This is a genomic window from Nonomuraea sp. NPDC049695 (assembly GCF_040674955.1).
GTDB classification, from domain to species: Bacteria; Actinomycetota; Actinomycetes; order Streptosporangiales; family Streptosporangiaceae; genus Nonomuraea; species Nonomuraea helvata.
This window is the reverse complement of record NZ_JBFANV010000001.1, coordinates 328,745-353,125: the sequence shown is the minus strand read 5'-3', so window position 1 is coordinate 353,125 and position 24,381 is coordinate 328,745. Positions and strand designations below refer to the sequence as shown.

Here is a 24,381-nt window from a genome sequence, read left to right as displayed (position 1 = left end):
GTCGAGATATTCTAGAGATATCTTGACGTCGAGACATCCGCCGCGGTGCTCGCCACTTAGGGTCACCTAACGTGTTTCCCGTTGGATGAGTGCGGCAGGATTTGGTCTGAAACCTTTCTGATGGAGGAGGCGAATCACCGTGTCCGCGAACAGCTTCGGCAGCCGTGACACGCTACGCGTCGGTGACGCGTCATATGAGATTTTCCGGCTGGATGCCGTCGAGGGCGCCGCACGCCTCCCGTACAGCCTGAAGATCCTGCTGGAAAACCTCCTCCGCACAGAGGACGGCGCGAACATCACCGCCGACCACATCCGTGCGCTGGGCAGCTGGGACCCGACCGCGGCACCGAGCGTGGAGATCCAGTTCACGCCCGGCCGCGTGATCATGCAGGACTTCACCGGTGTGCCGTGCGTGGTCGACCTCGCCACCATGCGCGAGGCCGTGCGCGACCTGGGCGGCGACCCGGCCCGCATCAACCCGCTCGCGCCGGCCGAGATGGTCATCGACCACTCGGTGATCGTCGACTACTTCGGCCACCCGGACGCCTTCCAGCGCAACGTCGAGCGTGAGTACGAGCGCAACCGCGAGCGCTACCAGTTCCTGCGCTGGGGCCAGACGGCCTTCGACGAGTTCAAGGTCGTCCCGCCCGGCACCGGCATCGTGCACCAGGTCAACATCGAGCACCTGGCCCGCGTGGTCATGACCCGCGACGGCAAGGCGTACCCCGACACCTGCGTCGGCACCGACTCCCACACCACCATGGAGAACGGCATCGGCGTCCTGGGCTGGGGCGTCGGCGGCATCGAGGCCGAGGCCGCGATGCTCGGCCAGCCGATCTCCATGCTCATCCCGCGCGTGGTCGGCTTCAAGCTCAGCGGCAAGCTGCCCGCCGGGGCCACCGCCACCGACCTCGTGCTGACGATCACCGAGATCCTGCGCAAGCACGGCGTGGTCGGCAAGTTCGTGGAGTTCTACGGTGAGGGCGTCGCGTCCGTGCCGCTGGCCGACCGGGCCACGATCGGCAACATGAGCCCCGAGTTCGGCTCCACCTGCGCGATCTTCCCGATCGACGGCCAGACCATCGACTACCTGCGGCTGACCGGGCGCTCCGAGGAGCAGATCGCGCTCGTCGAGTCGTACGCCAAGACCCAGGGCCTCTGGCTCGACCCGTCCGCGCCCGAGCCGGTCTTCTCCGAGTACATCGAGCTCGACCTCGGCACCATCGTCCCGTCGATCGCCGGCCCCAAGCGCCCGCAGGACCGCATCGCGCTGTCGGCCGCCAAGGCCACCTGGCGCCACGACGTCCAGAACTACGTGAGCGACGACGTCGACGAGGAGGGCGAGGAGACCTTCCCGGCCTCCGACGCGCCCGCCTCCAACGCCCGCGCGGACGGCGCCCGGCCGCACAAGCCGGTGCCCGTCACGCTGGCCGACGGCACCTCGTTCGAGATCGACCACGGCATCGTCTCGATCGCCGCGATCACCTCGTGCACCAACACCTCCAACCCGTACGTCATGCTCGGCGCGGCGCTGCTGGCCCGCAACGCCGTCGACAAGGGCCTGACCCGCAAGCCGTGGGTCAAGACCTCGCTGGCTCCCGGCTCGCAGGTGGTCACCGGCTACTTCGAGCGCTCGGGGCTGCAGCCGTACCTCGACAAGATCGGGTTCAACCTCGTCGGCTACGGCTGCACCACCTGCATCGGCAACTCGGGTCCGCTGCCGGCGGAGATCTCCGAGGCCGTCCAGGCCAACGACCTCGCGGTCACGGCCGTGCTGTCGGGCAACCGCAACTTCGAGGGCCGCATCAACCCCGACGTCAAGATGAACTACCTGGCCTCGCCGCCGCTCGTGGTGGCGTACGCGCTGGCCGGGACCATGGACATCGACCTCGACACCGAGCCGCTCGGCCTCGGCAGCGACGGTCAGCCGGTCTACCTGAGGGACATCTGGCCGTCGCCGGAGGAGATCTCGGCGGTGGTCAACTCCTCCATCGGCCGCGACATGTTCGAGCGCGACTACGCCGACGTGTTCAAGGGCGACGACCACTGGCGCTCGCTGCCGATCCCGACGGGCGACACGTTCGAGTGGGACCCGGACTCGACGTACGTGCGCAAGGCCCCTTACTTCGACGGCATGCCGTCCAAGCCGGAGGCCGTCACCGACATCACCGGCGCCCGGGTGCTGGTCAAGGTGGGTGACTCGGTCACCACCGACCACATCTCGCCGGCCGGCTCCATCAAGGTCGGCACGCCGGCCGCACAATACCTGCAGGCCAACGGCGTCGAGGTGAAGGACTTCAACTCCTACGGCTCGCGGCGCGGCAACCACGAGGTGATGATCCGGGGCACGTTCGCCAACATCCGCCTGCGCAACCAGATCGCGCCGGGCACCGAGGGCGGCTACACCCGCGACTTCACCCAGCCCGACGGGCCGGTGTCGTTCATCTACGACGCCTCGGTCAACTACGCCGCGGCCGAGACGCCGCTGGTGGTGCTGGCGGGCAAGGAGTACGGCTCCGGTTCCTCGCGCGACTGGGCGGCCAAGGGCACGGCGCTGCTGGGCGTGCGCGCGGTCATCGCCGAGTCGTACGAGCGCATCCACCGCTCCAACCTGATCGGCATGGGCGTGCTGCCGCTGCAGTTCCCGGAGGGGGCCTCGGCCGCCACGCTCGGGCTTACGGGCGAGGAGACGTTCGACATCACGGGCGTCGAGGAGCTCAACTCGGGCGGCATCCCGAGCACCGTGCACGTCAAGGCTGGCGACATCGAGTTCGACGCGGTCGTCCGCATCGACACGCCGGGCGAGGCCGACTACTACCGGCACGGCGGGATCATGCAGTACGTTCTTCGCTCGTTGCTCGCGAAGTGACTTCCCGGGCTCACACGCGGTCATGAGCCGCGCGGGGGCCGGGAACCCTTGGCCGCTCGTTGAAGCCGGGGGTGGGGCGTGATCCTCACGCGCCCGTATCGGGGGAACCACCCGACACAAAGAAGAGCCGCCCCGCGGGACAACCCCCGCCGGGCGGCTCTTCGTCATCGGGACATCGTCCGGTAGCGGTGGACGGACAGCGACAGGAACACCAAGAGGATCGCCACCGACCAGATCAGGCTCGCGGCCACCGGGTGCTGGAGCGGCCAGGCCGAGGAGACCGAGGTGGGGTTGCCGAACAGGCCGCGGGTGGCGGCCGCGACGGCGCTCATGGGGTTCCAGTCGGTGAGGGGCTTGAGCCAGGCCGGCAGCCCCTCGGTGGGGACGAACGTGTTGGCCAGGAACGTCATCGGCATCAGCCAGCCGAAGGTGGCCGCGTCCGCCTGCGCCCCGCTCTGGATCCACAGGCCGATGTACGTGCCCACCCAGATCATCGCGAACCCGAAGAGCGCCAGCAGCCCGAACGCCGCCGCCGTCGCCCCGAGGCTCCCGTGCGCCCGCCACCCGGCCAGCAGCACTCCTGTCAGCACCATGGCCGACAGCGACAGCAGGTGCATCGACAGGTCGGCCACGCTCCGCCCGACCAGCACGGCGCTGCGGGCGATGGGCTGGGCGCGGAACCTGTCGATGATCCCGCGGGCCATGTCCTCGCCCACGGTGGTGGCGGACGAGGCCGCCGTCAGGGCCATGACCTGCATGAAGATGCCGGGCATGAGGTAGTCGCGGTAGTCGCCGCCGCTTGGCAGGGTGATCGCGCTGCCGAAGACGTAGCCGAACAGCACGGTCATGATCACGGGGAACACCAGGAACGAGGCGATCTCGACCGGCTGGGCCTTCAGCCGCGCGTAGGTGCGGCCGGCGATGGTGAGAGAGTCGTTCAGGGTCCAGCGCAGTGTCTCGTACATCTCTCCGGCTCCTTCTCAGGCCGTCAGGTGGAGGAAAACCTCGTCGAGGGTGGGCCGCCGCAGCGCCAGGTCCTCCACGGGGATGCCGGCCGCGTCCAGCGCGCCGGCGATGCGGATGAGCGACTGCGCGCCGTCGGTCGCGGGAACGGTCACCTGCCGCCCCTCGACGCTCTCGATCTCCGGTGCCCCGGTGCTCTGGAGCAGCCGTACCCCCGCGTCCACGTCTCCCGGATCCCGGAAGACGACCTGCACCCGGTCGCCCCCGATCGTCCGCTTCAGCTCTTCGGGCGAGCCTGCGGCGGCCACGACGCCCTCTCTGAGCACCACGATCTGATCGGCCAGCTGGTCGGCCTCGTCCAGGTACTGCGTGGTCAGCAGGAGCGTCGTGCCCTCCTTGACCAGGCCGCGCAGCAGCTCCCACAGCTGCAACCGGCTGCGCGGGTCGAGCCCGGTGGTCGGCTCGTCCATGAACAGCACCGGCGGCGACACGATCAGGCTCGCGGCCAGGTCGAGCCGACGCCGCATGCCCCCGGAGTACTCCTTGACCGGCCGCCGCGCCGCGTCCGCCAGCCCGAACCGCTCCAGCAGCTCGTCCGCCCTGCGCCGCGCCTCGGCTCTGGACAGGTGGTAGAGCCGCCCGAACAGCTGGAGGTTGCGCCGGCCTGTCAGCAGCTCGTCCACCGCCGCGTGCTGGCCGGCCAGGCCGATGCGGAAGCGCAGCGGGGCCGCGTCGCGGACCACGTCCAGCCCGTCGACCTCGGCCCGTCCCGCGTCGGGACGCAGGAGCGTGGTGAGGATGCGGATGGCGGTGGTCTTGCCCGCCCCGTTCGGCCCGAGTAGCCCGCAGACCGTGCCCGCGGGGACCTCCAGGTCGATGCCCTTGAGCGCTTCCTTGGCCGCGTACCGCTTACGCAGCCCCTCTGCGTGGATCATCTGAGCACCTCCTTAACGGTGTTAAATCTAACAGCGTTAAGGATGCATTGAACGTTGTTAAGCTGTCAATGTGGCACTCGAAAAAAGCACCATCGTCGCGACCGCGCTGCGGCTGCTGAACGAGGTCGGACTCGACGGGCTGACGCTGCGGCGGCTGGCGGGCGAGCTGGGCGTGCAGGCTCCGGCGCTCTACTGGCACTTCAAGGGCAAACAGGAGCTACTGGACGCGATGGCGGCCTCGATGATGGCCGCGCACCAGTCCCGCCCCCTGCTGACGGAGCCGGCCAAGTGGCGGGAGTGGGTCGCGGATTTCGCGCACACCGACCGCGCGATGCTCAACTCCTACCGCGACGGGGCCAAGCTGGTCGCGGGCACCCGGCCGTCGCCCGAGCTCTTCGCGACGGTGGAGCGGGTGATCGCGGGGCTCGAGTCGGCGGGGTTCACCGCCGGCGACGCGATGCGCGGGCTCTCCACGGTCAGCGGGTACGTGGCCGGGTTCGTGCTGGAGGAGCAGGCCGACAGGATGCGTCCGGACAAGGAGCACGCGCTGCCGGACATGGAGGAGTTCCAGGCGGCCTATCCGCGGCTGATGGCGGGCATGGCGGAGGTGGGCGACCCGCAGGGCGGCCAGGCGTTCGAGGGCGGGCTGCAGCTGATCCTGGACGGGATGGAGCTCCGCCTCAAGGCTCAGGCGACCTCGGCGGGCGGGGCCGACCACACTAGATCGAGTCGACGATCCAGTCAGTGACTTCGCGGACGAGCTCGTCAGGAGCGATCCCGATCCTCCTCGTGAACCGCCGTGGGGACACGCTGCGCACGTGCTCGACCATGGCCCAGCTGGGCTTCTCCAGGCCGGTGCCGTCGCAGCCAATGGCGACGTGGTTGTCCCATCTTCGGTCGGTCGTCGTCAGGGGCACGACGATCTTGACTGGAGCTGCGGCGTTGAACTCGTCGTTGCTGACCACGAGCACCGGGCGGGGAAAGCCCTGCTCGCGACCGACGGGTTCGCCCAGGTCAGCGAGCCAGATCTCGCCCTGGATCACCCTCATTTCTCTCCTCGGGAAACGTGATGAGCCCCTCCCACTCCGGCGCGATGCGGGTGGAGCGTGACGGCTTGCCCTGAACCACCTCGGATTCGGCGAGGTAATCGGCCCAGGCTTGCGGATCTTCTAGTCGTGTCTGCTCCATCTGCTCCGCGACGTGCTGCCAGCGCTGCTTCTTCTCCATCTCCCGGATGGCCTGGTCGATGATCGCGGTCATGGGTTCACCTGCCTTCTTCGCGAGTGCTGCGATCTTGTCGCGGGTCTTGACGCTGACGCGTATGCTCGTCGCTTTGGGCTTCATGGCCATACTCCTGAGGCTACGTCGGCGTCCTTGAATGACGTTACACGCCCACGGTCACTCTCGAAGCATAAATGGCAACAGAGCGTAAAGATGATTGACTCTTCGCCATGACTGATGCGGCATTGGTGCTGATTGTTGGTGGTCTGGCGGTCTTCGTCGGGGCGATTGTCCAAGGTGGCGTGGGTTTCGGGCTAGGGCTGGTCGCCGCCCCCGTGCTCACCATGCTGAGCCCCGACCTCATGCCCGGCGCCATCCAGGTCGTCAACGTGACCCTGCCGCTGTTCACGCTGGCCGTCGAGTGGCGCACGGTGGACTGGCGCGGACTGGGCTTCGCGGTGTTGGGGAGACTGCCCGGGAGTGTCATCGGCGCAGTCATTGTTGTCTACGTTTCCGTATACACCAGAGGCGTCTTCGTCGCCGTCATGGTGCTCATCGCGGTGGCGCTGACGGCCAGGGCGCTGAGCGTGCCGCGCAACCGCCTGACGGTCGCCTCCGCCGGCTTCGTCTCGGGGATCACCGGGACGGCCACCGGCATCGGCGGGCCGCCCATGGCCCTCGTCTACCAGCACGCCAAGGGGCCGCAGATCAGGGCGACGCTGGCGATGTTCTTCTTCCTGAGCGCCGCCCAGTCGCTGGTCATCCTCGCGATCGTGGACGAGCTCCCGGCCCGGGCGCTGCTGACGGGGGCGGTGCTGGTCGTGCCCATGGTGCTCGGGTTCCTGGTGTCGGGGCCGCTGCGCCGCTACCTCGACGGCGGCAAGGTACGGGCGGCCGTCCTCGCGGTGGCCGCCGCGTCCGCCGTGGCGCTGCTCGTGCAGACCGTGATCGCGCAGCTCGGCTGAGGTGGCGTGGGTATCGTGGTCACCGGTCCGGCCTTTCGACCGTGACCAGCACCTCGACCGGGTCGCAGTCCGGGGCGGTGGCGACCAGGCGGATGCCGCCGGGCGCGGTCGGCTTCACCACGGCGAGCGCGCGGCCCTGGTAGGTGTGGTGCTCGGCCGCGTCGAACCGTTCCTCGGTCGTCGGGTCGGCGCTGCCGAAGCCGATCAGCGTCCCGTCGCCTGAGACGTCCACCCGCATGGGCCGGTCGGCCGCGGGGTGCACTGTCCCGGCCGAATCGCCCAGGGTGACGGTGATGTACGCGAGGTCGCCGGTGCCGGCCGTGATGACCGGTCGATCGGGTTCGGCGTGCAGCACGACCGGGCCGGTCGCGGTGCGCAGGACATCGCGGCCGGATTCGACGCCGTCGCGGTAGGCGATGGCCAGCAGTTCGCCCGGCTCGTACGCGGTCTCGAACTCGGTGCGGAAGCGGTGCTGCTCGCCGACCGGGCGGCGTCCGAGGGAGCGGCCGTTGACCAGAAGTTCGACCTCGTCCGCGTCGCTGTACACCTCGACGATGATCGGGGCGCTTTCGGTTCGCGGGGCTGTACCGTGATCGGCGCGGTGTCGGACGCGACGACGGTTCCCACGGCGTCGCGGATCTCGGTGACCAGTTCGACCGTGCGGATGTCGAGCGAGTCGTTCTCGACCGTGGTCGCGACCTCCACCACCGCGCGTTCGGCGTCGATGTCCGGGGTGGTGACGTGGACGCCGTCCGCGCTGATGCGGACCACGCCGCCGACGAGCAGCCAGGTGTCCCGGTAGATACCCGCGCCGGAGTACCAGCGCGAGTCCTGATGGGTGCGGCACTCCACCCGGACCTCGTTGTTCTCGCCGAACCGCAGGAACCGGTCGACGTCGATGAAGAACCGCGAATATCCGTACGGGCGCTGCCCGGCGTAGTTCCCGTTGACGAACACGGTCGCGTCCCGGTAGACGCCCTCGAACTCCAGCAGGATCCGCTTGCCGCGGTGCTCCTCGGGTGCGAAGGACGTCTTGCGGTACTCGTACGCCCCACCGGGAAAATAAGCGGTCGCTGCGCCGTCCATGGTGGCCTCGCGGTCGCGGGTGATCATCGCGTCGTGCGGCACCGTCACCGGCTCGAACGGGACCGCGGTTCCGGCCAGTTCGGCAAAGGGATTGACCTTCGGACGGAACTGCCAGTCGTCGTTGAACGATGCGCGGATCACGTAACTCCTCGGGGCCAACTGCCGGTTATGTCAATGTCCTTCACGCGGACCGGGTGTGCTCGCGGCCGAAGGCCCGGATCTTGGCGAACATGTCCTCCAGCAGGAAGCGCACGTCGATCTCCTCGCAGACCTTGATCGGATGGTCCGAGCCGGGCAGCCAGGAGCCGTCCACGCCGAAGCGGGGAGCAGGTCGTACGCGGAAGTTTCCGCTCTCGGGGTAGAGCATCAGCGCGATGGCCGGCGAGTCGCCCAGCGAGCGGGACTCGATCGGCCAGGGGTGGTAGGTGGCGTTCACCTCGTGCAACTGCTTGATCAGGTAGCGGCCCAGCGGTCCGGCGTCACCGATCTTCTCCTCCAGTTCGGCGTAGCTCACCGAGACCTTGGTGTAGACATCCCTGGGCACCTGCCACACGGTGATGCCGGAGTCGAACACCACGTTGGCGGCGTGGACGTCGTTGGAGAGGTTGAACTCGATCGCTCGGCCCTCGTCGTACCCGCGGTAGCCCGCGCCGCCGATCCAGATCACGACCACTGGCCGGCGTACGAGCTCGGGGTCCAGCAGGATCGCCGAGGCCATGTCGGTCAGCGGCCCGAGGAACGCCACGTAGAGCGGATCCCTCTCGCTCGCGAGCTCCGACTCCTCGATGATCAGCCGGGCCCCGGGCGAGTCCACGGCGGTGTGCTCGTCGGGCAGCGCCGTCGCCGCGCCGTTCGCCACGGCGACGGAGTCCGTCAGACCGAGCAGGTCCAGGAGGAGGTCGATCTCCTCGCGGGACTCCTCCATGCTGCGCTGCGTGCGCCGGGTGCCGAAGTGGGCCGGGATCAGCCCGCGGATGTCGAGAGTCGGTGACAGCAACCCGTGGACGATGGCGAATTGGTCGTCCGCCTCGTTCTTGGCGTCACTATTGATGATCACCCTGCGTCGGCGCACTGTCGTCTCCCTTGATTTGCGTACCGGTATCAGCAGGACGTGGGCGGGGGAGAGGCGGTGGAGCGCCGGACGACCAGGCTTGGAATGACCGAGAAGTGCACCGCCGACGTGCGGCCTTCGATGCGCTCGAGCAGCAGCCGCCCGGCCATCCGGCCCATGACGACTCCGTCCTGGTCAACGGTGGTCAACGCGATGTTGGGATGGGCGGCCAGCCTGGTGTTGTCGTAGCCGGCCACGGAGACGTCACCCGGGACGGACAGGCCCGCCTCGTGCAGCGCGGCCAGTACGCCGAGAGCCGCCTCGTCGGAACCGGCGAAGATCGCGGTGGGGCGCGGAGAGCGGCTCAGCAACTCACGGGCGCCGTCGTAGCCGCCTTCCTCCGAGTACGAGGTCGCGGCGATGGCGATGTCGTCGGCGAACCCGCGATCGCGCATCACCCGCTCGTAGGTCTCGGCCCTGATGCGCGGCATCTGGTCGGCTGCCCGTCCGTGCTCCTGGTGGAAGGTGATGTGCCCGATGCGACGGTGGCCGAGCTCGATCAGGTGGTCCATGACGAGCTCGGAGCCGACCCTGTCGTCGTCGACGATCAAGTCGTACGCCGGCGACCGGTCGTGCCGGCCCAGCACCACGGTGGGAATGTCGCGCGCCACCTGCTCAAGCTGGGTGCGGCCGCCCAGCGGAGCGATCAGGAGGATGCCGTCCACCTGCCGGTCTATCAGGGCGTCCAGGGCACGTTTCTCGGTCTTGTCGCGGGTGCCACCCTGGATCATGATCGCCTGATAGTCGGACTCGGCGAGCTGATCCACCAGGCCGGTCATGATCTCGGCGTAGAACGGGATCCCGATGTGCCGCATGAGCACGCCGATGGTGAACGCCCGCCCGCGCAGCGCCCGCGCGGCGGCCTGGGGGCGGTAGCCGAGCTCGTCGATGGCCCGCTTGACGCGGTCTCGCATGGCGTCGCTGACCCCGTAGTCGTTCCGGATGACCTTGGAGACCGCCGCCTTGGAGACCCCGGCGTGTTTCGCCACGTCGGAAATGGTTACTCTTCGTCGTCGCTCCGGGGCGACCATGGGCATTCCCTTCTCAAGCCGAGTCCTGCCGATCCTATGACGCCGAGATCGTCGCGGATGTAGACCGGTCTATGAAGACTAGCGAATGACCCATGGCGCACCGCAAGGGCTAGCGGAGACGTCGTAGACCGGTACACATTTTTCCTTGACCTCCTCGCGACGTAACGGCTACGTTGACTCGCATTCGGGGCCCGCCCCGGCCTCTGCCGGCCATTTCTGCGGCACCGACACATGACTCCCTCCATCCAGTGCAGCCGAGACTGAAGAGCAAGAGGAAAGACGAGGATGTCCGAAGCAATCGACCGGCGCTCTCTCGTGCGACGGCACAACCCCGTGCTGACGTCCGCGCACCCCGCTGACGTCCTCACGGTCGGCAACGGTGATATCGCGCTCACGGTCGACATCTCCGGACTGCAGACGTTCCCGTCCTTCCATGAGCTGGTGCCCGACCCGCACCGCGTCGTCGGAGACGGGCTGTCCGGCCTGCCCGAGCAGCGCCCGCGCGCGTTCGACGCCGACGACTTCCAGATCCCCCTGCGCACGCAGTCCACCTGGGGCTGGTACGAGACGCGCACCGACCGGGAGCTCCGGCTCGAGGACGCGACCACGGTGTACGAGACCTCCCGCGGCCCGGTGCCCTACCTCGACCACATGGGTCTCCAACGGGCCGGCGACCCCATTGCCGACGAGTTCGTCGCGGGTGCGTGGCACCACTTCAACCCCCGCCGCGCTCACCTCGGCCGCCTCGCTCTGGTCCGCCCCGACGGGACGGGGCTCGACGATCCGGCCACGCTGACGGACGTCCGCACCGAGCTCGACCTGTGGACGGGAACGATCCATGCCGCGTACGTCCTCGACGGCGAGCGCGTCCGTGTCACCACCGTCGCCGACCCTCAAGATCACTGCTTCGCGGTGCGCGTCGAGTCCGCCCTGCTGCTCCGCGGATGGGGCCTCGCCTGGGTGTTCGACGAACAGCCGGACGACCTGGCCGCCTTCGAACTGCCGCTCGCGCAGGAGACGGTCTGGGACCAGCGGACGACGTGCCACTGGAACGCACGGCGCACGGTGGAAACGCTGACCTACAGCGTCGGCGTCCGCACCACCGGCAGCCTGCGTGAGGGAGCCGGGTCCGTCGTCGCGCGCACCGACGCCAGCGGTCTTGAGGTCGTGGTGACGCTGACGCCTGAGCATTGCCGGCAGCAGGACGAGCACGACTTCTCCGCCGTCAGCGACTCCGCGAGGACCTGGTGGGCGGAGCACTGGAGCACCGGTGCGGCGGTCAGCCTCGCCGGCAGCACGAATGCGCGTGCCGCGGAACTCGAACGCCGCATCGTCGTCTCGCAGTACCTCACGGCCGTCAACAGCGCCGGGTCCACGCCTCCCGCGGAGTCCGGTCTGACGTACAACACCTGGTCGGGGAAGTTCCACCTCGAGATGCACTGGTGGCATGCGGCGCATTTCCCGATGTGGGGGCGGGGGCAGCTGCTCGAGCGGAGCATGCGCTGGTATCACGGCGCTCTTGAGGCGGCGAAGGCGACCGCCCGCCGTCAGGGGTATCGCGGAGCTCGCTGGCCGAAGCAGACCGACCCGTCCGCGCGCGAGTCGCCGAGCAACATCGGCGTCTTCCTGCTGTGGCAGCAGCCGCACGTGATCTACCTGCTGGAGTTGCTGCGTGGCGAGGGGCGTGACGAGTCGTTCCTGCGTCGCCACTACCCGCTCGTCGAGGCGACCGCCGACTTCATGGCGGACTTCGCCGAGGAACGCGACGGATCGTTCGTGCTGCCGCCTCCGCTCATTCCCGCGCAGGAGAGCTACCTCGTCGACCGGGCGACGAACGCCGATCCGACCTTCGAGCTGGCGTACTGGTCATGGGCGCTCAGCGTGGCGAACGAGTGGAGAAGCGAACTCGGTCTCGAACCGAGCCAGGAGTGGGACCGGGTGGCGCGGAACATGCGCCGGCCCGCTCTGCTGCCCGACGGAACGTACGCCGCGATCGCGACGCCTCCGCTGCTCATCCGGAAGGATCACCCGTCCATGCTCATGGCGTTGGGGTGGCTTCCCGACACGCACCTCGTGGACCCGGCCACGATGTCGGCGACGCTCGACTCCGTATGGGAGCAGTGGGACCTGCAATCCAGCTGGGGCTGGGACTACCCCGTCATGGCGATGACCGCGGCCCGTCTTGGCGACGTCGGCCGGGCGATCGACGCCCTCCTGCTCCCGTCGCCCAAAAATGTCTTCCTCCCCAACGGACACAATCCGCAAATGCCGGGATTCCTCACCATTTATCTGCCGGCAAACGGAGGACTGCTGGCCGCGATGGCGCACATCGCCACGGCGGTGAACCAGGGGGCAGAGCCTCCCGACGGTTGGGTGATCACTTCAGAAGGACTGGGCGCGCTCCCCCGTCCCCGTGTCCTTTCCACACCCGAGTAACTCCCATGGACCCGGAAGGAGAATCATCGGCCGGCCGACAGCGCCGACACGGTCGGCGGCTAAAAAAGACATTGTACGGCGTCCACCGCAAAATGCCGGGGCGGGCATGGAAGAGTGGCCGCTTCCCCATCCAAGGCTTCCAAAGGTGAGGACCATGGGCACAAATCTTTCAGCACGCGGCGCTCGTCGCCGCACCATCATCGCGGCCGGGGCATTGGCGATCGTCGGGGCGTTCTCTCTGACGGGCTGTTCGTCGTCCGGCGAATCCGCCGCCGGGGACGCCGGACTGACTTTCATGAACCAGTCGCGCGGGCAAGAGGCCGCGCTCACTCAACTCGCGCAGCAGTACACCAAGAAAACCGGCGTCAAGGTCACCGTTGAGACGCCTGGGCCGGTCGACTACCTGCCCAAGCTCCAGGCGAAGGCGCAGTCCAGATCCATGCCCGACATCTATTCGTCATTCGACGCGAATCAGATGGCGCCGTTCTACAAGGCGGGCTGGGCGATGGACCTTTCTTCCGAGCTGAATGCCGGGTGGAGCAAGAACTTCAGCCCCGCCGTCCTCACGATGTCGACGTTCAAGGAAGGCAACAACCTCGGGGTCAAACCCGGCATCTACTCGGTGCACTGGGAGACGCAGACGTACGGCTTTCTCATCAACCCGGCGCTGACCGGAATATCGCCGAAAAAGCCGCCCGCGACGACGGCCGCGTTCATCGACGCGCTCGCCGCGAAGGGAGCGAAATTCTCGATCGCGGCCTCGCAGACACCGCACTTCATCCAGGTCCTCGCCTCGAACTGGCTGACGGACGCCGAGATCGAAGCAACCCTCAACGGGAAATCAAGCTGGAAACAGGACGGCTGGCGCAACGCCTTCCAAGTCCTGGCCGACCTGAAGAAGGCCGGCGTCCTCGCGAACAACTCTCTTCCCGGCGGTCAGGACGACCACCCGAAGGTGGAGTCGTCCTTCTTCACCAACTCCATGGGCGCGATCTTCGACGCCTCTCCCGGTGTCTCGGTAGGTCTGCGGACGAACCCGGAGTTCGAGGAGTACTTCTCCACCGGGCTTCCCAAGGCCCCAGGAAGCGTCCACGACCCGCGCTCACCGGGCGTCCCCGGGAAGGGCGCGGTGATCAACCCGAGGGGCAAGCATGCCAAGGAGGCGCTCGCGTTCGTGAAGTGGCTGACCGAGCCCGAGCAGCAGGCGGTGTTCGCCAAGGTCGCTCGCATCCTCCCCACCAACCCGGAACTCCTCGCCGGCACGGACATCCCCGGCCAGCTTGCGGGCTTCGCCGCCGGCGTGAAGAACATGCAGGTCATGTCAACGACCTTCAAGCCTGACGTGGACACCGCGATCAGGGCGGAGTCCCAGCGCCTGGTGCTGGGCGAGACGACGGTGGACGAAGCGCTCACCACCATCCAGGCGGCGCAGGATCGCACGTCATGACGACGCGGTCCCTTGCGGTTCCCGCGCGGCGTCCATCTCCGGCGCCGCGCGGGAGGCGCGCTCTCCGGCGCAACCTGATCGGCTGGTTGTTCCTGGCTCCGGCCATCGCGCTCATCGGCATCTTCACGATCACGCCGTTCGCGCAGGCCATCCTGTTGAGCTTCCAGTCCTGGGACGGCGTCAGCCCCGACACCCCATGGGTGGGGCTGGCCAACTACGACTTCGTCGCCTCCGACCCGATCTTCTGGGCATCCATGGGCAACGTCCTCTTCTTCGGCGTCGTCGGTTTCGTCGTCGGCAACGGAGTCGCCCTGGCCATGGCGCTGGCCGTCAACAGCATCACTCGCGGCAAGACGTTCTTCCGCACCGTCTTCTACCTGCCGGGCGTCTTGTCGGTAGTCGTCATCGGTCTGCTGTTCTCTTTCATCCTGGCCCCTGGCTCCGGCATCCTCAACCGGCTGCTCGGCCTGGTGGGGCTGGGCACGCTCCAGCAGAACTGGCTGGGCGACCCGGCCGTCGCGCTGCCCGTCGTGGCGGCGGTGTTCGTGTGGTTCCACTGGGGGTTCGGCTTCCTGCTCTTCCTCGCGGGGCTGCAGGACGTGCCGAAAGAACTGTACGAGGCGGCCGAGCTCGACGGCGCGAACCGCTGGTCGAAGTTCCGGTACATCACCTGGCCGCAACTGGCTCCGGTCACGTCCATCGTCAGCCTGCTCACGTTGCTGGCGGCCCTCCAGATCTTCGGGACCGTGCAGGTGCTGACCAACGGCGGCCCCGGCCACCACACGATGGTGCCGACCCTCGCGATCTACAACGAGGCGTTCGTCAACTGGCGGTACGGCAGCGCCGCGGCCATGTCGGTCATCTTCGGCGGCGCACTCGTGCTGCTGTCCGTGGTCCAGCTCGCGATCACCAGGCGGAGGTCCCGCATATGAGCAGTCAGACGACGCAAGGGTCACGGGTCCACAAGATCGGCCTGTACGGGCTGCTGATCGTCGCCGCGCTGACCGCGCTGTTCCCCCTGCTGTGGATGCTGTCCGGTTCTCTGCAGAGCCTCACGGAGCTGCTCTCGAACAAGAGCTTCCTGCCCGCCGACCCGCAGTGGGGCAACTACGTGACCGCATGGGTCCAGGGCGAACTCGGCATCTACCTGCGCAACAGCGTGATCTACACGGGATCCGCCGTCATCGGCATCCTGCTGGTGTCCAGCCTCGCCGGGTACGCGCTCGCGCGACTCGACTTCGCGGGCAAGGGCGTGTTCACGTTCGTCATCCTCGCCGTGATGATCATCCCCGCGCCCGCCATGTTCCTCGCACAGTACAAGCTGCTCATCTCACTGAACCTGACGAACAATCCCGTGGGCTACGTGCTGATCCTGATCACATCGGGCATCCCGATGTCGACGCTCATCATGCGCAGCTTCTTCGTCAGCCAGCCCCGCGCTCTCGAGGAGGCGGCCGCGCTGGACGGCGCCGGTCCGCTGCGCATCTTCTGGAACGTGATCCTCCCGCTGGCACGGCCCGGCCTCGCCGCCGTGGCGGTCATTCAGGGGCTGGGCGCCTGGAACGAGTACCTCATGGCGCTCGTCCTGTTCGAGGACAACTCCCTCATGCCGATCCAGCGCGGCCTGACCGCCTTCACCTCCGCCGAGACGCCACAGCAGCAGATCCTCCTGGCTGCCACGACCATCTCGATCGTGCCGGTTGTGATCTTCTATCTGATGGCGCAGCGTCACATCGTGAAGGGCATCGGCGCAGGCGCGATCAAGTAGGCAAGGCCGCCGTGAACCGAGGCACGCTAGTTGTCACTGAGGCAGGCTTGCTGTCACCAAGATCCTCGACAGGGGACGCGGCCGGGGTCGGGTAGCCGGATCAGAGGAGCACCGCGATCTCCGGCCAGGAATAGCAGACCGCGTCGGGTGGCACCTTGCCCGCGAGAACGCCGCCGAGCGAGGTGTAGAAGCGGCGGGCGCTTTCGTTGACAGCCAGTACCCGAATCACCAGCGAGCCGAACCCATCGGCAGACAGATCGGCCGCCGCCGCCCGCACCAGGGCGCAGCCGTGGCCATGGCCCTGATGGCCGGGACGGACCGCGAGGGCGTAGATCTCCGCGTCATGGCCGAGCTCCGGATCCGGGATGGCTTGCCCAGCGGGCGCCGGCTTGGGCAGCGTGTCTTCGGTGCACTCGGCTGCACTCGGCGGTGTAGCCGAGGGCTTGGGCTGCGATGGCGGGCGACATTTCCCATGACCAGGTCGCGGATGGCGCACGAGCAGCCGGGCGCGAGCCGTTTCAACCTGCAGCGCGGACGCGGGGACAAGTCCCGGGCGTCCTTAGGGGTGGTTTCCGATAAAACGGACGATGCAGAGATGATCTATTAGGGTTGCCCGCTATGACGATCTTGAGCCTGCCCGATCCGTCGGCCGCTCCCGACGCCTTCCTCGCGGCCCTACGGGCCGTGGACTGGCCGGCGTTCGTGCCGGCCGACGACCTGCCCCCGCTCCGCGCCGCGCTCGCCAGGCTGGAGCAGGTTCACGGCGTCACCGAGGCGCACTGGTTCGCCACCGAGCGGATCCGGGAGCTCGGGGCGCTCCTGCGGCACCCCGACGGGCACCCATACGGCCTCACCGGCCACGCCCTGAGCCCGTGCGGGCGCTACCTCGCGGTCGGGAGCTGGTGCGGGGACGACTACGACCACGGCGGGATGCTCCAAATATGGGAGCTGGCCAGCGCCCGGTGCGTCAACGTGCTCGACGGGATCGCGGGCGGGGTGGGCTGGCCCTACTACGCCCGGACGATCCAGTGGTCGGCCGATGGGCGGCGGATCGGCCTGGCCCACAACACCAACGCCGTGGGGGTGTGGGACCCGTTCGGAGAGGAGCCCGAGCCGATCGCCGAGGCGTACGTGACCGACGGGTACTCCCGCCCGCCCGCATGGGCCTTCGGCCCCGACGGCAGGCGCGCCTACATCGTGGCGGGATATCCGCAGGACGGGCAGGTCCAGGGGTTGGCCGTGCCGCTGGTCGAGGGGGAGGTGTACGACTCCGACGACGTCACATGGGAGCTGGCCGAACTCCTGCCGGACCAGGTCAGGGCGCTGCTGGACGACGAGCGATTCAGCTTCGACCGGGTCTTCTGGTCCCGCGACGGGCGCCGCCTCTACGGCCACATGTACGGCTGGGCCTGCGCCCTCGACGCGGTCAGCGGCCGGGTCCTGTGGTTCGTCGAGGCAGGCAAGAGCGCGGACGCCCCAGCCTGGAGCCGGAACGAGCGGTACTTCGCCCACCAGTTGCGCGGGCAACTGCTGGTCGCGGACGCCCTGACGGGGCAGACAGTGGCGGCGCTGCCGGGGCATCCGGGCGCGTCCGAGCTGTCCTGGGGCGCGCACGGCGCGGTCACCCGGCTGGCGGTGGTGGTGCCGGACGGGAACGATGCGAACGCCCGTCCCCATGTCACCGTCTACGACGACGGCCGGCACCGCTACGACCTCGACCTGCCGCTGCGGGAGGTCCGCCGGGACGACGAGGACGCGAGCACCTGGGCCTGGTCGCCGGACGGGCTGCACGCGGCGATGCTGACCGCCCACGGCCACGTGGAGGTCTGGAGCCTGAACGCCGCAGCGAGCCGGGTGGGGACCGTCGAGGCGCAGGAGAGCGCCCGCGGCCTGGTGTGGGGGGCCGACGGCGTGATCGCGATCGTCGGAGAGACCACCCTGCGCTTCTTCCAGGCGGCCACCGGCCGCGTCATCGGCGACTTCGCCTTCCTGCGCACGCCGCCGGACCCGGGTCCGCTGGAGCTGGACGGCGACGACGTCGGCGAGTGGGTGCGCGTCGCGGAGGAGGCGAGCGTCGACCCGACGTTCGCGCTCGACGATGAGACGTGGGCCGTGGCCTTCGAGCAGGGGACGGTCATCGCGCCGCCCGGCCGGGAGCACGATCTCGACGGCTTGCTGGCCTGGACGGTCGAGCGCCGCTTCGGTTGGCCGGTGCGGTGGGGCGCGCTCGACGTCCTGCCCGACGCGGCCAGCGCGGCCGAGCGGGTCGGCCCGCCGCTGGCGGAGTACCTGGAGCCGTTCCGCGGCCGCACCGAGCCGGTGGCCGAGGAATGGCCGCCGGCCAACACCGCGACCCTGGACGATCTCTTCCGGCTCGTCATCGATGCGGTCCAACCGCTACACGAGGGCTGGGATTACCACGTGAGCGAGGGGCTGCGGCACGCGGCCAGGCTCCGGGCCCGCCGCGGCGAGACGGACGGCGTTCAGGACCTGCTCGACGAGATCCCGGACGCGGCCCAGCAAGTGCGGGGCCACGCCGACGTCGCGCTGATCCTGGCCGCCGCCGGCAATGTGGACGACGCGCACGAGTTCTTCCGCCCCGTCGAGTCGATGGCCGAGGCCGTGATCGACGAGTACAACACCGCGTTCGTGGCCTCGTCGGTGGCCGGCGCGCTCGCGGCGCTGGGGGACACCGCCCGCGGCGAGGCGTGGTTCGCGCGGGCGCGGGAGGCGATCGATCCCGAGACCAACCCGGGCGAGCACCGCCTGGCGGTCGCGTGGGCGCTGATCGAGTGCGGCCGCGAGGACGAGGCGCTGGCCCTGCTGCGGCAGGCCGAGGAGAACCCCTCCGTCTTCTCAAGCAGGCCGCTGCTGGCCTACCTGATCCGAACCGGACGCGACCACCTGGCCCGTGAGCTCATCCCCATGCGGGCCGCGCAGGCCGAGGAGTGGCAGGCGCAGGGCTGGTTCGACGGCTGGGACGCGGTCGAGCTGTGCGTCACCGCGGGCCGCCCCGACCTGCTACGCGAGTGGGCACGGGTCTACGGGGACGGCTACGCCTACGAGGAGCAGCTCGCCCAGGCCGAGGCGAACGCCGCGCTCGACCCGGCCCGCGCCCGGCCGGACAGCACTGAGTTGGCCGCGCTCGCCGACGCCCACGCCGCGCTGATGAAGACGCCGCGGACGCAGCGCGAGAGCCCGACCGGGCGGCTCGTCCTCCAGTCGGCCGCTTGCGGCCACCTCGGAGCCGTGCTGGAGCGGATCGCCCACCTGCCCGAGGACGACTTCAACGGCCGCCCGGGACATGCCTTCCGCGCCCTCTGGATCGCCTCCACCGGGTTCGAGGTCGAGCCATGGTGAGCGTGCACGACAGGTGACCATTTGCCGGCGGAGGTGACTGGATGCTCGCACGCCCTGACCATCTCGTCTGCTGGGTTTTCCGACCAGCTTCCCGAGTTCTGCGAGCGGATGATCGGCCTGCCCGTTGGTTACGTCCCGTCGAGTGGTGTAGATCCGGCCTGAACGGCGCGTCCTCGCGCACGGATGTGACCGCGCCCGCTCCCACACCTGGTGGAAGAACCTGGTGGAATACGGCCCGTGGAGCGGCCCCGGCTCCACCCGTGTGCTCCCGCCCGACCTGGAGGCCATCGAGGGGATCGCCAAGCTGTTCGGCACGACTCAGGGTCAGGTGCGGGCGATGGTGGCCGCCGACTGGTACGGCGTCCACCCCAACGAGCTGTCTGCCCGCGCCTTGCGCCTGATCCCCGCCATCGACGGCCTCAGCGAGGAGGACGCCACGCGGATAGAGGACCTGATCCAGCGCTTGTCTGCGCAATGATGGCCTGCATGCCGAATAGTCCTCCGCCCGAGCACTGCCCCGTGGTCCGCATCATGGCCGAGAGTGGCACAGCCGACCTGTACGTCGACGGCATCCTTACCAAGCACAAGATCTCCGAGGAGGCTCAGGATCTCGCCTGGAAGGTCCTGGGCCGGCTGGTCCCCGAGGGTACCGAAGTGTCGATCGGTATCAATGGCTTCGGGGCCTTCGGCATCACCCGGGAGCAGGCGGAGGCGCTGGCTCCGCGGCTGGTGCAAGTCTGGCGTGCCGACTCGGGCCTGGGCCCGTTGCCTGTGGTCTCGGCCTGGTGAAGAAATTTCCAACGAAGTAGCACCTGACCTGTGGCAACGGCCGCATTTGACTGTTTAATGATCACTGCCGCTACGTTCGTTCCGGTTTCGTCCGGTAGGGCAGTTCACACGCAGTCCGAGCCGGGCACGAGTCCTGCCGCTGGACCTGCACATGGGGTGCCCGGTGTGCATGGGTAATTTCGTCGCCGTGTTCGTGGAGATAGTGATCACGACGGTTAACATGCCGGGATGGGGGTCTGGCCTTTTCAAGCAGGGGACGCCATCGCGGAGCTGGCCAAGCTCGACACCAGCGGATGGCGTCCGCTGCGGCCCGCGCAACTACGCGAGCTGGGGCTTACGCCCTGAATGGCTCTGCGCTGCGCTCTGTGAAGGAAGCGGCACAGGAGAGGGGTGGAGTAGGCCGGGGTGGCCCGAGCACGGCGCTGGCCATCTCCGTGCTCACGGCCCGATCTGGGTCGGTGCGACGATGAGGTGGAGCATGCCGTAGGCGGCCGTCATGGTGTCGGCATCGAACACGAGGGTGCGCGCGGGCCGAAGACGGGAGCGCGTCGGTTGGCCAGGGCTCGCTGGTGCGGCCGGCCAGCAGGTCCCGAAGGAAGCCAACCCCGGCCGCTGAGATCACTCAGCCAGCCCCATTTCCCGGAGCACTTCAAGGGTTTCCAGAAACCAGCGGAACTGCTTGGACCTCGTCGGAGCGACGACGACTGTCGAGTCGAAGGGTGTGAGGTTGAGCTGGTTCACCAGGATATCGGCGTCCTTGGGAAGTTCTCGCCCGTCCAGCTTGGATAGATTCTCCCGCCGCAACAGGAACTGGGTCCGCGGATCCCGCCGCACGAGATCTCCCGGCACGTAATTCAGCGACACATCGGCGAACTCAGCCTCCGAGATGTCGAGTGCCCAGTCGATCGACCGGTACGCGTCGATGAGCGCCTGTCCGGCTCCTTGCACCAGTTCTCCGTCTGGCGAGGGCAAGGGTGCCGTTATGTTCAGTGGCCCGACTCTGCCGCTGAGCTTCACGTGCGAGAGGACGCAGCCGTGGAGGTATTGGGTGCCGCCTCTGACAGAGAGACCGGCGATGGTGATGTCCTCGAAGCGCACTCCGCTGACTCTGCAGTGGTTGACTGTGCACCCGGTCGCCCTGAGGTTCCGGACTACGAGGCTCAGGTCCGGGTTGCTGTGCTGGACCAGGACCGCACTGGCGAACGTGCACCGGCTCAACTCGACGTCTTCTATGACCTGCCTGTCGTTGAGGTTCCGGACGCTCTCGAACAGCTGGTCGGCTAGTCTCATTGTCACTGCGGACGCCCTTCGTGCGCTCACTCGTAGATCTTGTCGATGAGATCCTGGCGCATGCGTGGAACTGATGATCTGCCGCTCGATTGACGCTCTTGACCTCAAGCACACTTAAGGTTCTATCGTCCACGTCATGAGCACAATGAACATTGCCGACCAGACGAGCCAGACCGACCTCGAAGCGATCAAGCAGGTGGTGGCCGCGGTTGAGCACTCCCAGAACAACGAACTCCCTGACGAGTTCGTTGCTCTGTTCCGGGCTGACGCGATCTGGACAACGGGCCACGGCAAGCGCCTCTTCGGCCGTGATGCGATCTCGACGTTCACGCACCAGGTGCTTCCCGGCGGGATGCAGGACACCACGGTCACGTTCGAGGTCGAACACGTGCTGTTCATCCGTCCCGACGTCGCAGCCGTGAAAGTGCGCCAGGTTTATCGAAACCCCGACGGAACGGAGGAGGTGGGCACGCCATTGTTCGTCATGGCAAAGGAGGGCGGGCAGTGGCGCCTGACCGCCTGCCAGAACACCAGCGTGCTCAGCAGCGACACCCCTCCAGCGACAAGCCGCGCACCAAACCGCCAAGCCGTACATCAAGACCCCGTCAGGCACGTCCGGCGGGGTCTTTTCACGCGGCTGATGAACCTCTCGACGGCCTCCTGGCGCGGCAGCCGCAGCTGACTACTTGCTCTTAACGATCCCAAGGGGCACTCTCCGCCCACCTGATTCTTCTTTGAACTCGGGCCAAGCTCGGTCAACTTGGCCTAGCTCCTGCATGACTTCACCGAGGAGGTCGGCGGTCCTTTCCGGTGCGGCGGCCAGTACGTCGGCCATGGACGGCCCGCTGGCCGGAGCGGTGAACAGCGCCGCCCCATGGACCCCGGCCAGCTCGCAGACCCGCGGCCGGCCAAGCTCGGCCGGGAACGCGAGTTGGCAGGCCTCGCGCCGCGGCAGGTTGTCGGTGCGGACCGCGTAGACGCGTTGCTCGCGCGCCACGTCCTCGAGCCGCCCATAGAGGCCGCGCAGGAGCGACACGAGCGACACGCCCAGGATCGACAGCTTGGCGTACAGGTGGCGGTCGCCTACCTGGATGCGCTGCACGTAGCCGGTGATGGTGGGTACCTGGCAGTGCACGAGGAAGGGTTCGCCCGGCCATAACGTGGCGGCGGCATCCTCGACCTGCCCGGCCGCGCAGCTGACTAGGTCGGCGGCCGGGATGGAGCCGGCGGCCGGGCCGGTCGTCGTGCGGGATCGCGTGGGTGGCATGAAAGGTCTCCCTGTTGTGGAGACGGCGGCCCACGCCCGCGGGTGGGACGTGGGTAACGGCCATGACGTGGGGCTGCCCGCCCGACCGGCCGCTGTTTCGTAGGCGGCAGGCCGGGCCGTCTCAGGTTGCTGGGACGTGCCGGCGGTGGCCGTGCTGGTTGTGGGCGCCGACGTAGTCGCGGCGAAGGCGACGTCATCCCGATCTCGGATCAACGAAGCGGGCCGGACGTCGAACAGCCATGTTGGTCCGTCTCGCAGCACCGCCAGGAAGTCCGGGACATGCTCGAGGAAGCCTTTGTCGGCCTCGAACCGCAGCCGGAATGGCTGCGGCAGGACCTCCATCACGGCGCCGGCGAAGTCCAGCGCCAGCAGCAGCTTCTGCTCCTCCAGCGACTCGAACCCGTGCATCCGGCCGGTCGACACCATGAATTGCAGGCCTGGGCGGTGGCGCTGGTTTGTTCGCCAGGAGAACTGGCGAACCGGTACGCACTCCAACGCTGGCACGGCCGCCAGGTCCCCAGATGGGCCACCTACCGCCCCCATAGGCCAACTAGCGCTCCCAATGTCACCGGCACCGCGGGTGACGTCACAACGGCGTTTCTGGATTGTTACCCGAAACAACAAACTCCCGACCGACAGGGTCTTCCAAAGCAGGCCATCCCGGAATACGTTGCCGCAAACAACATTCATCCGGGCCCCTCCGGAAGAAAGGACCCTGCACCATGCGCAAGGGGATCCTCAGCCTGACCGCCACGGCAGCCGCGCTCGCCCTCGGTCTCACCGCCTGCGGGGGCGACAGCGGTCAGACCACGTCGACCACGTCGACCTCGGCCTCAGCGGCGGCGAAGGCCGGGAAGATCGGCGTCATCCTGCCGGACAGCAAGTCCTCGGCCCGGTGGGAGACGGCAGACCGCAAGTACCTCGAAGAGGCGTTCAAGGCCGCCGGCGTCGCGTACGACATCCAGAACGCCCAGAACGACAAGACGGCGTTCCAGACCATCGCCGACCAGATGGTCACCAACGGTGCCACCGTCCTGATGATCGTGAACCTGGACAGCGGCAGCGGCAAGGCCGTCATCGACAAGGCCAAGTCCCAGGGCGTGGCCACGATCGACTACGACCGGCTGACGCTCGGCGGCGGCGCCGCGTACTACGTCAGCTTCGACAACACCAAGGTCGGCACGTTGCAGGGCGAGGGCCTGAGCAAGTGCCTGGCCGACAAGAAGGCCAGCAAGCCGATCGTGGCCTACCTGAACGGCTCTCCCACCGACAACAACGCCACTCTGTTCAAGAACGGCTACGACGGGGTGCTCAAGCCGAAGTTCGACTCCGGCGAGTACGTCAAGGGCCCCGACCAGCCCGTGCCCGACTGGGACAACGCCCAGGCCGGCACCATCTTCGAGCAGATGCTGACCCAGCAGCCGAAGATCGCCGGCGTGCTGGCCGCCAACGACGGCCTGGGCAACGCCGCCATCACCGTGCTGAAGAAGAACAACCTCAACGGCAAGGTGCCCGTCACCGGTCAGGACGCCACCGTCCAGGGCCTGCAGAACATCCTCGCCGGCGACCAGTGCATGACGGTCTACAAGGCCGTCAAGAAGGAGGCCGACGCCGCGGCCAAGCTCGCGGTGGCGCTGGCCAAGGGCGAGAAGCCGTCGGCGAGCAGCAGCGTCAAGGACCCCGAGAGCGGTCAGGACGTGCCCTCCGAGCTGATGGAGCCGCAGGCCATCTACCTCGACAACGTCAAGGACGTGGTGGCCGACGGCTACGTGACCAAGGAGGAACTGTGCACGGGTGACTTCGCCAAGAAGTGCACCGAGGCCGGCATTCAATAAGACCGAAG

23 protein-coding genes and 1 pseudogene are annotated in these 24,381 nt (G+C 68.1%); 13 read left to right on the top strand and 11 right to left on the bottom strand.

The features are described 5' to 3' along the window. Positions 1-139 precede the first annotated feature (139 nt). On the top strand, positions 140-2,869 hold the full coding sequence (gene acnA, locus AB0J64_RS01585; protein ID WP_364018846.1) for an aconitate hydratase AcnA: 2,730 nt from the start codon (positions 140-142) through the stop codon (positions 2,867-2,869). Positions 2,870-3,033: 164 nt separating this feature from the next. On the opposite strand, the gene AB0J64_RS01580 is transcribed toward acnA, so the two are convergent. Continuing rightward, complete coding sequence (locus AB0J64_RS01580) at positions 3,034-3,834, bottom strand: ABC transporter permease (protein WP_364018844.1); 801 nt, start codon at positions 3,832-3,834, stop codon at positions 3,034-3,036. Between the two features lie 15 nt (positions 3,835-3,849). Continuing rightward, positions 3,850-4,767, bottom strand: a complete 918-nt coding sequence (locus AB0J64_RS01575; RefSeq protein ID WP_364018842.1) for an ATP-binding cassette domain-containing protein — start codon at positions 4,765-4,767, stop codon at positions 3,850-3,852. A 70-nt stretch (positions 4,768-4,837) separates the two neighbouring features. On the opposite strand from AB0J64_RS01575, the gene AB0J64_RS01570 reads away from it, so the two are divergent. Next, positions 4,838-5,515: a TetR/AcrR family transcriptional regulator C-terminal domain-containing protein gene (locus AB0J64_RS01570; RefSeq protein WP_364018840.1), complete on the top strand. Its 678-nt coding sequence runs from the start codon at positions 4,838-4,840 to the stop codon at positions 5,513-5,515. Here the strand turns inward: AB0J64_RS01570 and AB0J64_RS01565 are convergent. Then, the gene (locus tag AB0J64_RS01565; protein ID WP_364018838.1) at positions 5,487-5,810 is read right to left on the bottom strand and encodes a type II toxin-antitoxin system PemK/MazF family toxin; all 324 of its coding nucleotides are present in this window, start codon (positions 5,808-5,810) and stop codon (positions 5,487-5,489) included. The two genes, AB0J64_RS01570 and AB0J64_RS01565, sit on opposite strands and share 29 nt — an antisense overlap. Next, on the bottom strand, positions 5,782-6,117 hold the full coding sequence (locus AB0J64_RS01560; protein ID WP_364018836.1) for a hypothetical protein: 336 nt from the start codon (positions 6,115-6,117) through the stop codon (positions 5,782-5,784). The genes AB0J64_RS01565 and AB0J64_RS01560 overlap by 29 nt, the downstream gene beginning before the upstream one ends. 101 nt (positions 6,118-6,218) lie before the next feature. Here AB0J64_RS01560 and AB0J64_RS01555 point away from each other — a divergent pair, with 101 nt between their 5' ends. Continuing rightward, positions 6,219-6,953, top strand: a complete 735-nt coding sequence (locus AB0J64_RS01555; RefSeq protein WP_364018834.1) for a sulfite exporter TauE/SafE family protein — start codon at positions 6,219-6,221, stop codon at positions 6,951-6,953. Positions 6,954-6,972: 19 nt separating this feature from the next. Here AB0J64_RS01555 and AB0J64_RS01550 read toward each other — a convergent pair whose 3' ends face one another. Beyond that, on the bottom strand, positions 6,973-7,500 hold the full coding sequence (locus AB0J64_RS01550; protein WP_364018832.1) for a DUF4982 domain-containing protein: 528 nt from the start codon (positions 7,498-7,500) through the stop codon (positions 6,973-6,975). Between the two features lie 54 nt (positions 7,501-7,554). Between AB0J64_RS01550 and AB0J64_RS01545 the strand changes: the two genes are divergently transcribed. Continuing rightward, on the top strand, positions 7,555-7,755 hold the full coding sequence (locus AB0J64_RS01545; RefSeq protein WP_364019223.1) for a hypothetical protein: 201 nt from the start codon (positions 7,555-7,557) through the stop codon (positions 7,753-7,755). 38 nt (positions 7,756-7,793) lie between these two features. Here the strand turns inward: AB0J64_RS01545 and AB0J64_RS01540 are convergent. From AB0J64_RS01540 to AB0J64_RS01530, 3 genes and pseudogenes are all read right to left on the bottom strand, one after another. After that, positions 7,794-8,039 (bottom strand): annotated as a pseudogene (locus AB0J64_RS01540) (sugar-binding domain-containing protein); the annotation flags it as partial. Between the two features lie 181 nt (positions 8,040-8,220). Further along, the gene (locus AB0J64_RS01535) at positions 8,221-9,096 is read right to left on the bottom strand and encodes a nucleoside hydrolase (protein WP_364018830.1); all 876 of its coding nucleotides are present in this window, start codon (positions 9,094-9,096) and stop codon (positions 8,221-8,223) included. Positions 9,097-9,140: 44 nt separating this feature from the next. After that, positions 9,141-10,139, bottom strand: coding sequence for a LacI family DNA-binding transcriptional regulator (locus AB0J64_RS01530; protein ID WP_364018828.1), 999 nt, complete (start codon positions 10,137-10,139; stop codon positions 9,141-9,143). A gap of 327 nt (positions 10,140-10,466) precedes the next feature. Between AB0J64_RS01530 and AB0J64_RS01525 the strand changes: the two genes are divergently transcribed. The 4 genes from AB0J64_RS01525 (at position 10,467) to AB0J64_RS01510 (ending at position 15,832) form a co-directional block, all read left to right on the top strand. Next, the gene (locus AB0J64_RS01525; protein ID WP_364018826.1) at positions 10,467-12,617 is read left to right on the top strand and encodes a hypothetical protein; all 2,151 of its coding nucleotides are present in this window, start codon (positions 10,467-10,469) and stop codon (positions 12,615-12,617) included. A gap of 106 nt (positions 12,618-12,723) precedes the next feature. After that, entirely contained in the window at positions 12,724-14,064 is a 1,341-nt protein-coding gene (locus AB0J64_RS01520) for an ABC transporter substrate-binding protein (protein WP_364018824.1), read from the top strand. Next, a complete protein-coding gene (locus AB0J64_RS01515; RefSeq protein ID WP_364018822.1) occupies positions 14,061-14,996 on the top strand; it encodes a sugar ABC transporter permease in 936 nt (311 codons plus the stop codon). The genes AB0J64_RS01520 and AB0J64_RS01515 overlap by 4 nt, the downstream gene beginning before the upstream one ends. After that, positions 14,993-15,832, top strand: a complete 840-nt coding sequence (locus AB0J64_RS01510) for a carbohydrate ABC transporter permease (RefSeq protein ID WP_364018820.1) — start codon at positions 14,993-14,995, stop codon at positions 15,830-15,832. The genes AB0J64_RS01515 and AB0J64_RS01510 overlap by 4 nt, the downstream gene beginning before the upstream one ends. A 100-nt stretch (positions 15,833-15,932) precedes the next feature. Here the strand turns inward: AB0J64_RS01510 and AB0J64_RS01505 are convergent, their stop codons facing one another. After that, on the bottom strand, positions 15,933-16,328 hold the full coding sequence (locus AB0J64_RS01505; protein ID WP_364018818.1) for a GNAT family N-acetyltransferase: 396 nt from the start codon (positions 16,326-16,328) through the stop codon (positions 15,933-15,935). Positions 16,329-16,450: 122 nt separating this feature from the next. Between AB0J64_RS01505 and AB0J64_RS01500 the strand changes: the two genes are divergently transcribed. The 3 genes from AB0J64_RS01500 (at position 16,451) to AB0J64_RS01490 (ending at position 19,981) form a co-directional block, all read left to right on the top strand. Next, on the top strand, positions 16,451-19,192 hold the full coding sequence (locus AB0J64_RS01500; RefSeq protein WP_364018816.1) for a WD40 repeat domain-containing protein: 2,742 nt from the start codon (positions 16,451-16,453) through the stop codon (positions 19,190-19,192). Between the two features lie 223 nt (positions 19,193-19,415). Continuing rightward, a complete protein-coding gene (locus AB0J64_RS01495) occupies positions 19,416-19,670 on the top strand; it encodes a hypothetical protein (RefSeq protein ID WP_364018814.1) in 255 nt (84 codons plus the stop codon). A 41-nt stretch (positions 19,671-19,711) separates the two neighbouring features. Then, positions 19,712-19,981, top strand: coding sequence for a hypothetical protein (locus tag AB0J64_RS01490; protein WP_364018812.1), 270 nt, complete (start codon positions 19,712-19,714; stop codon positions 19,979-19,981). 618 nt (positions 19,982-20,599) lie between these two features. Here AB0J64_RS01490 and AB0J64_RS01485 read toward each other — a convergent pair. Then, on the bottom strand, positions 20,600-21,271 hold the full coding sequence (locus AB0J64_RS01485) for a hypothetical protein (protein ID WP_364018810.1): 672 nt from the start codon (positions 21,269-21,271) through the stop codon (positions 20,600-20,602). A gap of 136 nt (positions 21,272-21,407) precedes the next feature. On the opposite strand from AB0J64_RS01485, the gene AB0J64_RS01480 reads away from it, so the two are divergent. Next, positions 21,408-21,953: an SgcJ/EcaC family oxidoreductase gene (locus AB0J64_RS01480; protein WP_364018808.1), complete on the top strand. Its 546-nt coding sequence runs from the start codon at positions 21,408-21,410 to the stop codon at positions 21,951-21,953. Here AB0J64_RS01480 and AB0J64_RS01475 read toward each other — a convergent pair whose 3' ends face one another. Further along, positions 21,954-22,964 carry a hypothetical protein gene (locus AB0J64_RS01475; RefSeq protein ID WP_364018806.1) on the bottom strand — a complete coding sequence of 337 codons (1,011 nt, stop codon included), beginning with the start codon at positions 22,962-22,964 and terminating at the stop codon, positions 21,954-21,956. Positions 22,965-23,260: 296 nt separating this feature from the next. On the opposite strand from AB0J64_RS01475, the gene AB0J64_RS01470 reads away from it, so the two are divergent. Continuing rightward, positions 23,261-24,373 carry a substrate-binding domain-containing protein gene (locus AB0J64_RS01470; protein WP_364018804.1) on the top strand — a complete coding sequence of 371 codons (1,113 nt, stop codon included), beginning with the start codon at positions 23,261-23,263 and terminating at the stop codon, positions 24,371-24,373. Positions 24,374-24,381 lie beyond the last annotated feature (8 nt).

Excerpts from the sequence above, each read along its gene's own strand:
- AB0J64_RS01580 (WP_364018844.1), bottom strand. The coding sequence starts at position 3,834 with ATGTACGAGACACTGCGCTGGACCCTGAACGACTCTCTCACCATCGCC.
- AB0J64_RS01575 (WP_364018842.1), bottom strand. The coding sequence starts at position 4,767 with ATGATCCACGCAGAGGGGCTGCGTAAGCGGTACGCGGCCAAGGAAGCG.
- AB0J64_RS01560 (WP_364018836.1), bottom strand. The coding sequence starts at position 6,117 with ATGGCCATGAAGCCCAAAGCGACGAGCATACGCGTCAGCGTCAAGACC.
- AB0J64_RS01555 (WP_364018834.1), top strand. The coding sequence starts at position 6,219 with ATGACTGATGCGGCATTGGTGCTGATTGTTGGTGGTCTGGCGGTCTTC.
- AB0J64_RS01525 (WP_364018826.1), top strand. The coding sequence starts at position 10,467 with ATGTCCGAAGCAATCGACCGGCGCTCTCTCGTGCGACGGCACAACCCC.
- AB0J64_RS01520 (WP_364018824.1), top strand. The coding sequence starts at position 12,724 with ATGGAAGAGTGGCCGCTTCCCCATCCAAGGCTTCCAAAGGTGAGGACC.
- AB0J64_RS01515 (WP_364018822.1), top strand. The coding sequence starts at position 14,061 with ATGACGACGCGGTCCCTTGCGGTTCCCGCGCGGCGTCCATCTCCGGCG.
- AB0J64_RS01510 (WP_364018820.1), top strand. The coding sequence starts at position 14,993 with ATGAGCAGTCAGACGACGCAAGGGTCACGGGTCCACAAGATCGGCCTG.
- AB0J64_RS01500 (WP_364018816.1), top strand. The coding sequence starts at position 16,451 with ATGACGATCTTGAGCCTGCCCGATCCGTCGGCCGCTCCCGACGCCTTC.
- AB0J64_RS01485 (WP_364018810.1), bottom strand. The coding sequence starts at position 21,271 with ATGAGACTAGCCGACCAGCTGTTCGAGAGCGTCCGGAACCTCAACGAC.
- AB0J64_RS01480 (WP_364018808.1), top strand. The coding sequence starts at position 21,408 with ATGAGCACAATGAACATTGCCGACCAGACGAGCCAGACCGACCTCGAA.
- AB0J64_RS01475 (WP_364018806.1), bottom strand. The coding sequence starts at position 22,964 with ATGGTGTCGACCGGCCGGATGCACGGGTTCGAGTCGCTGGAGGAGCAG.
- AB0J64_RS01470 (WP_364018804.1), top strand. The coding sequence starts at position 23,261 with ATGCGCAAGGGGATCCTCAGCCTGACCGCCACGGCAGCCGCGCTCGCC.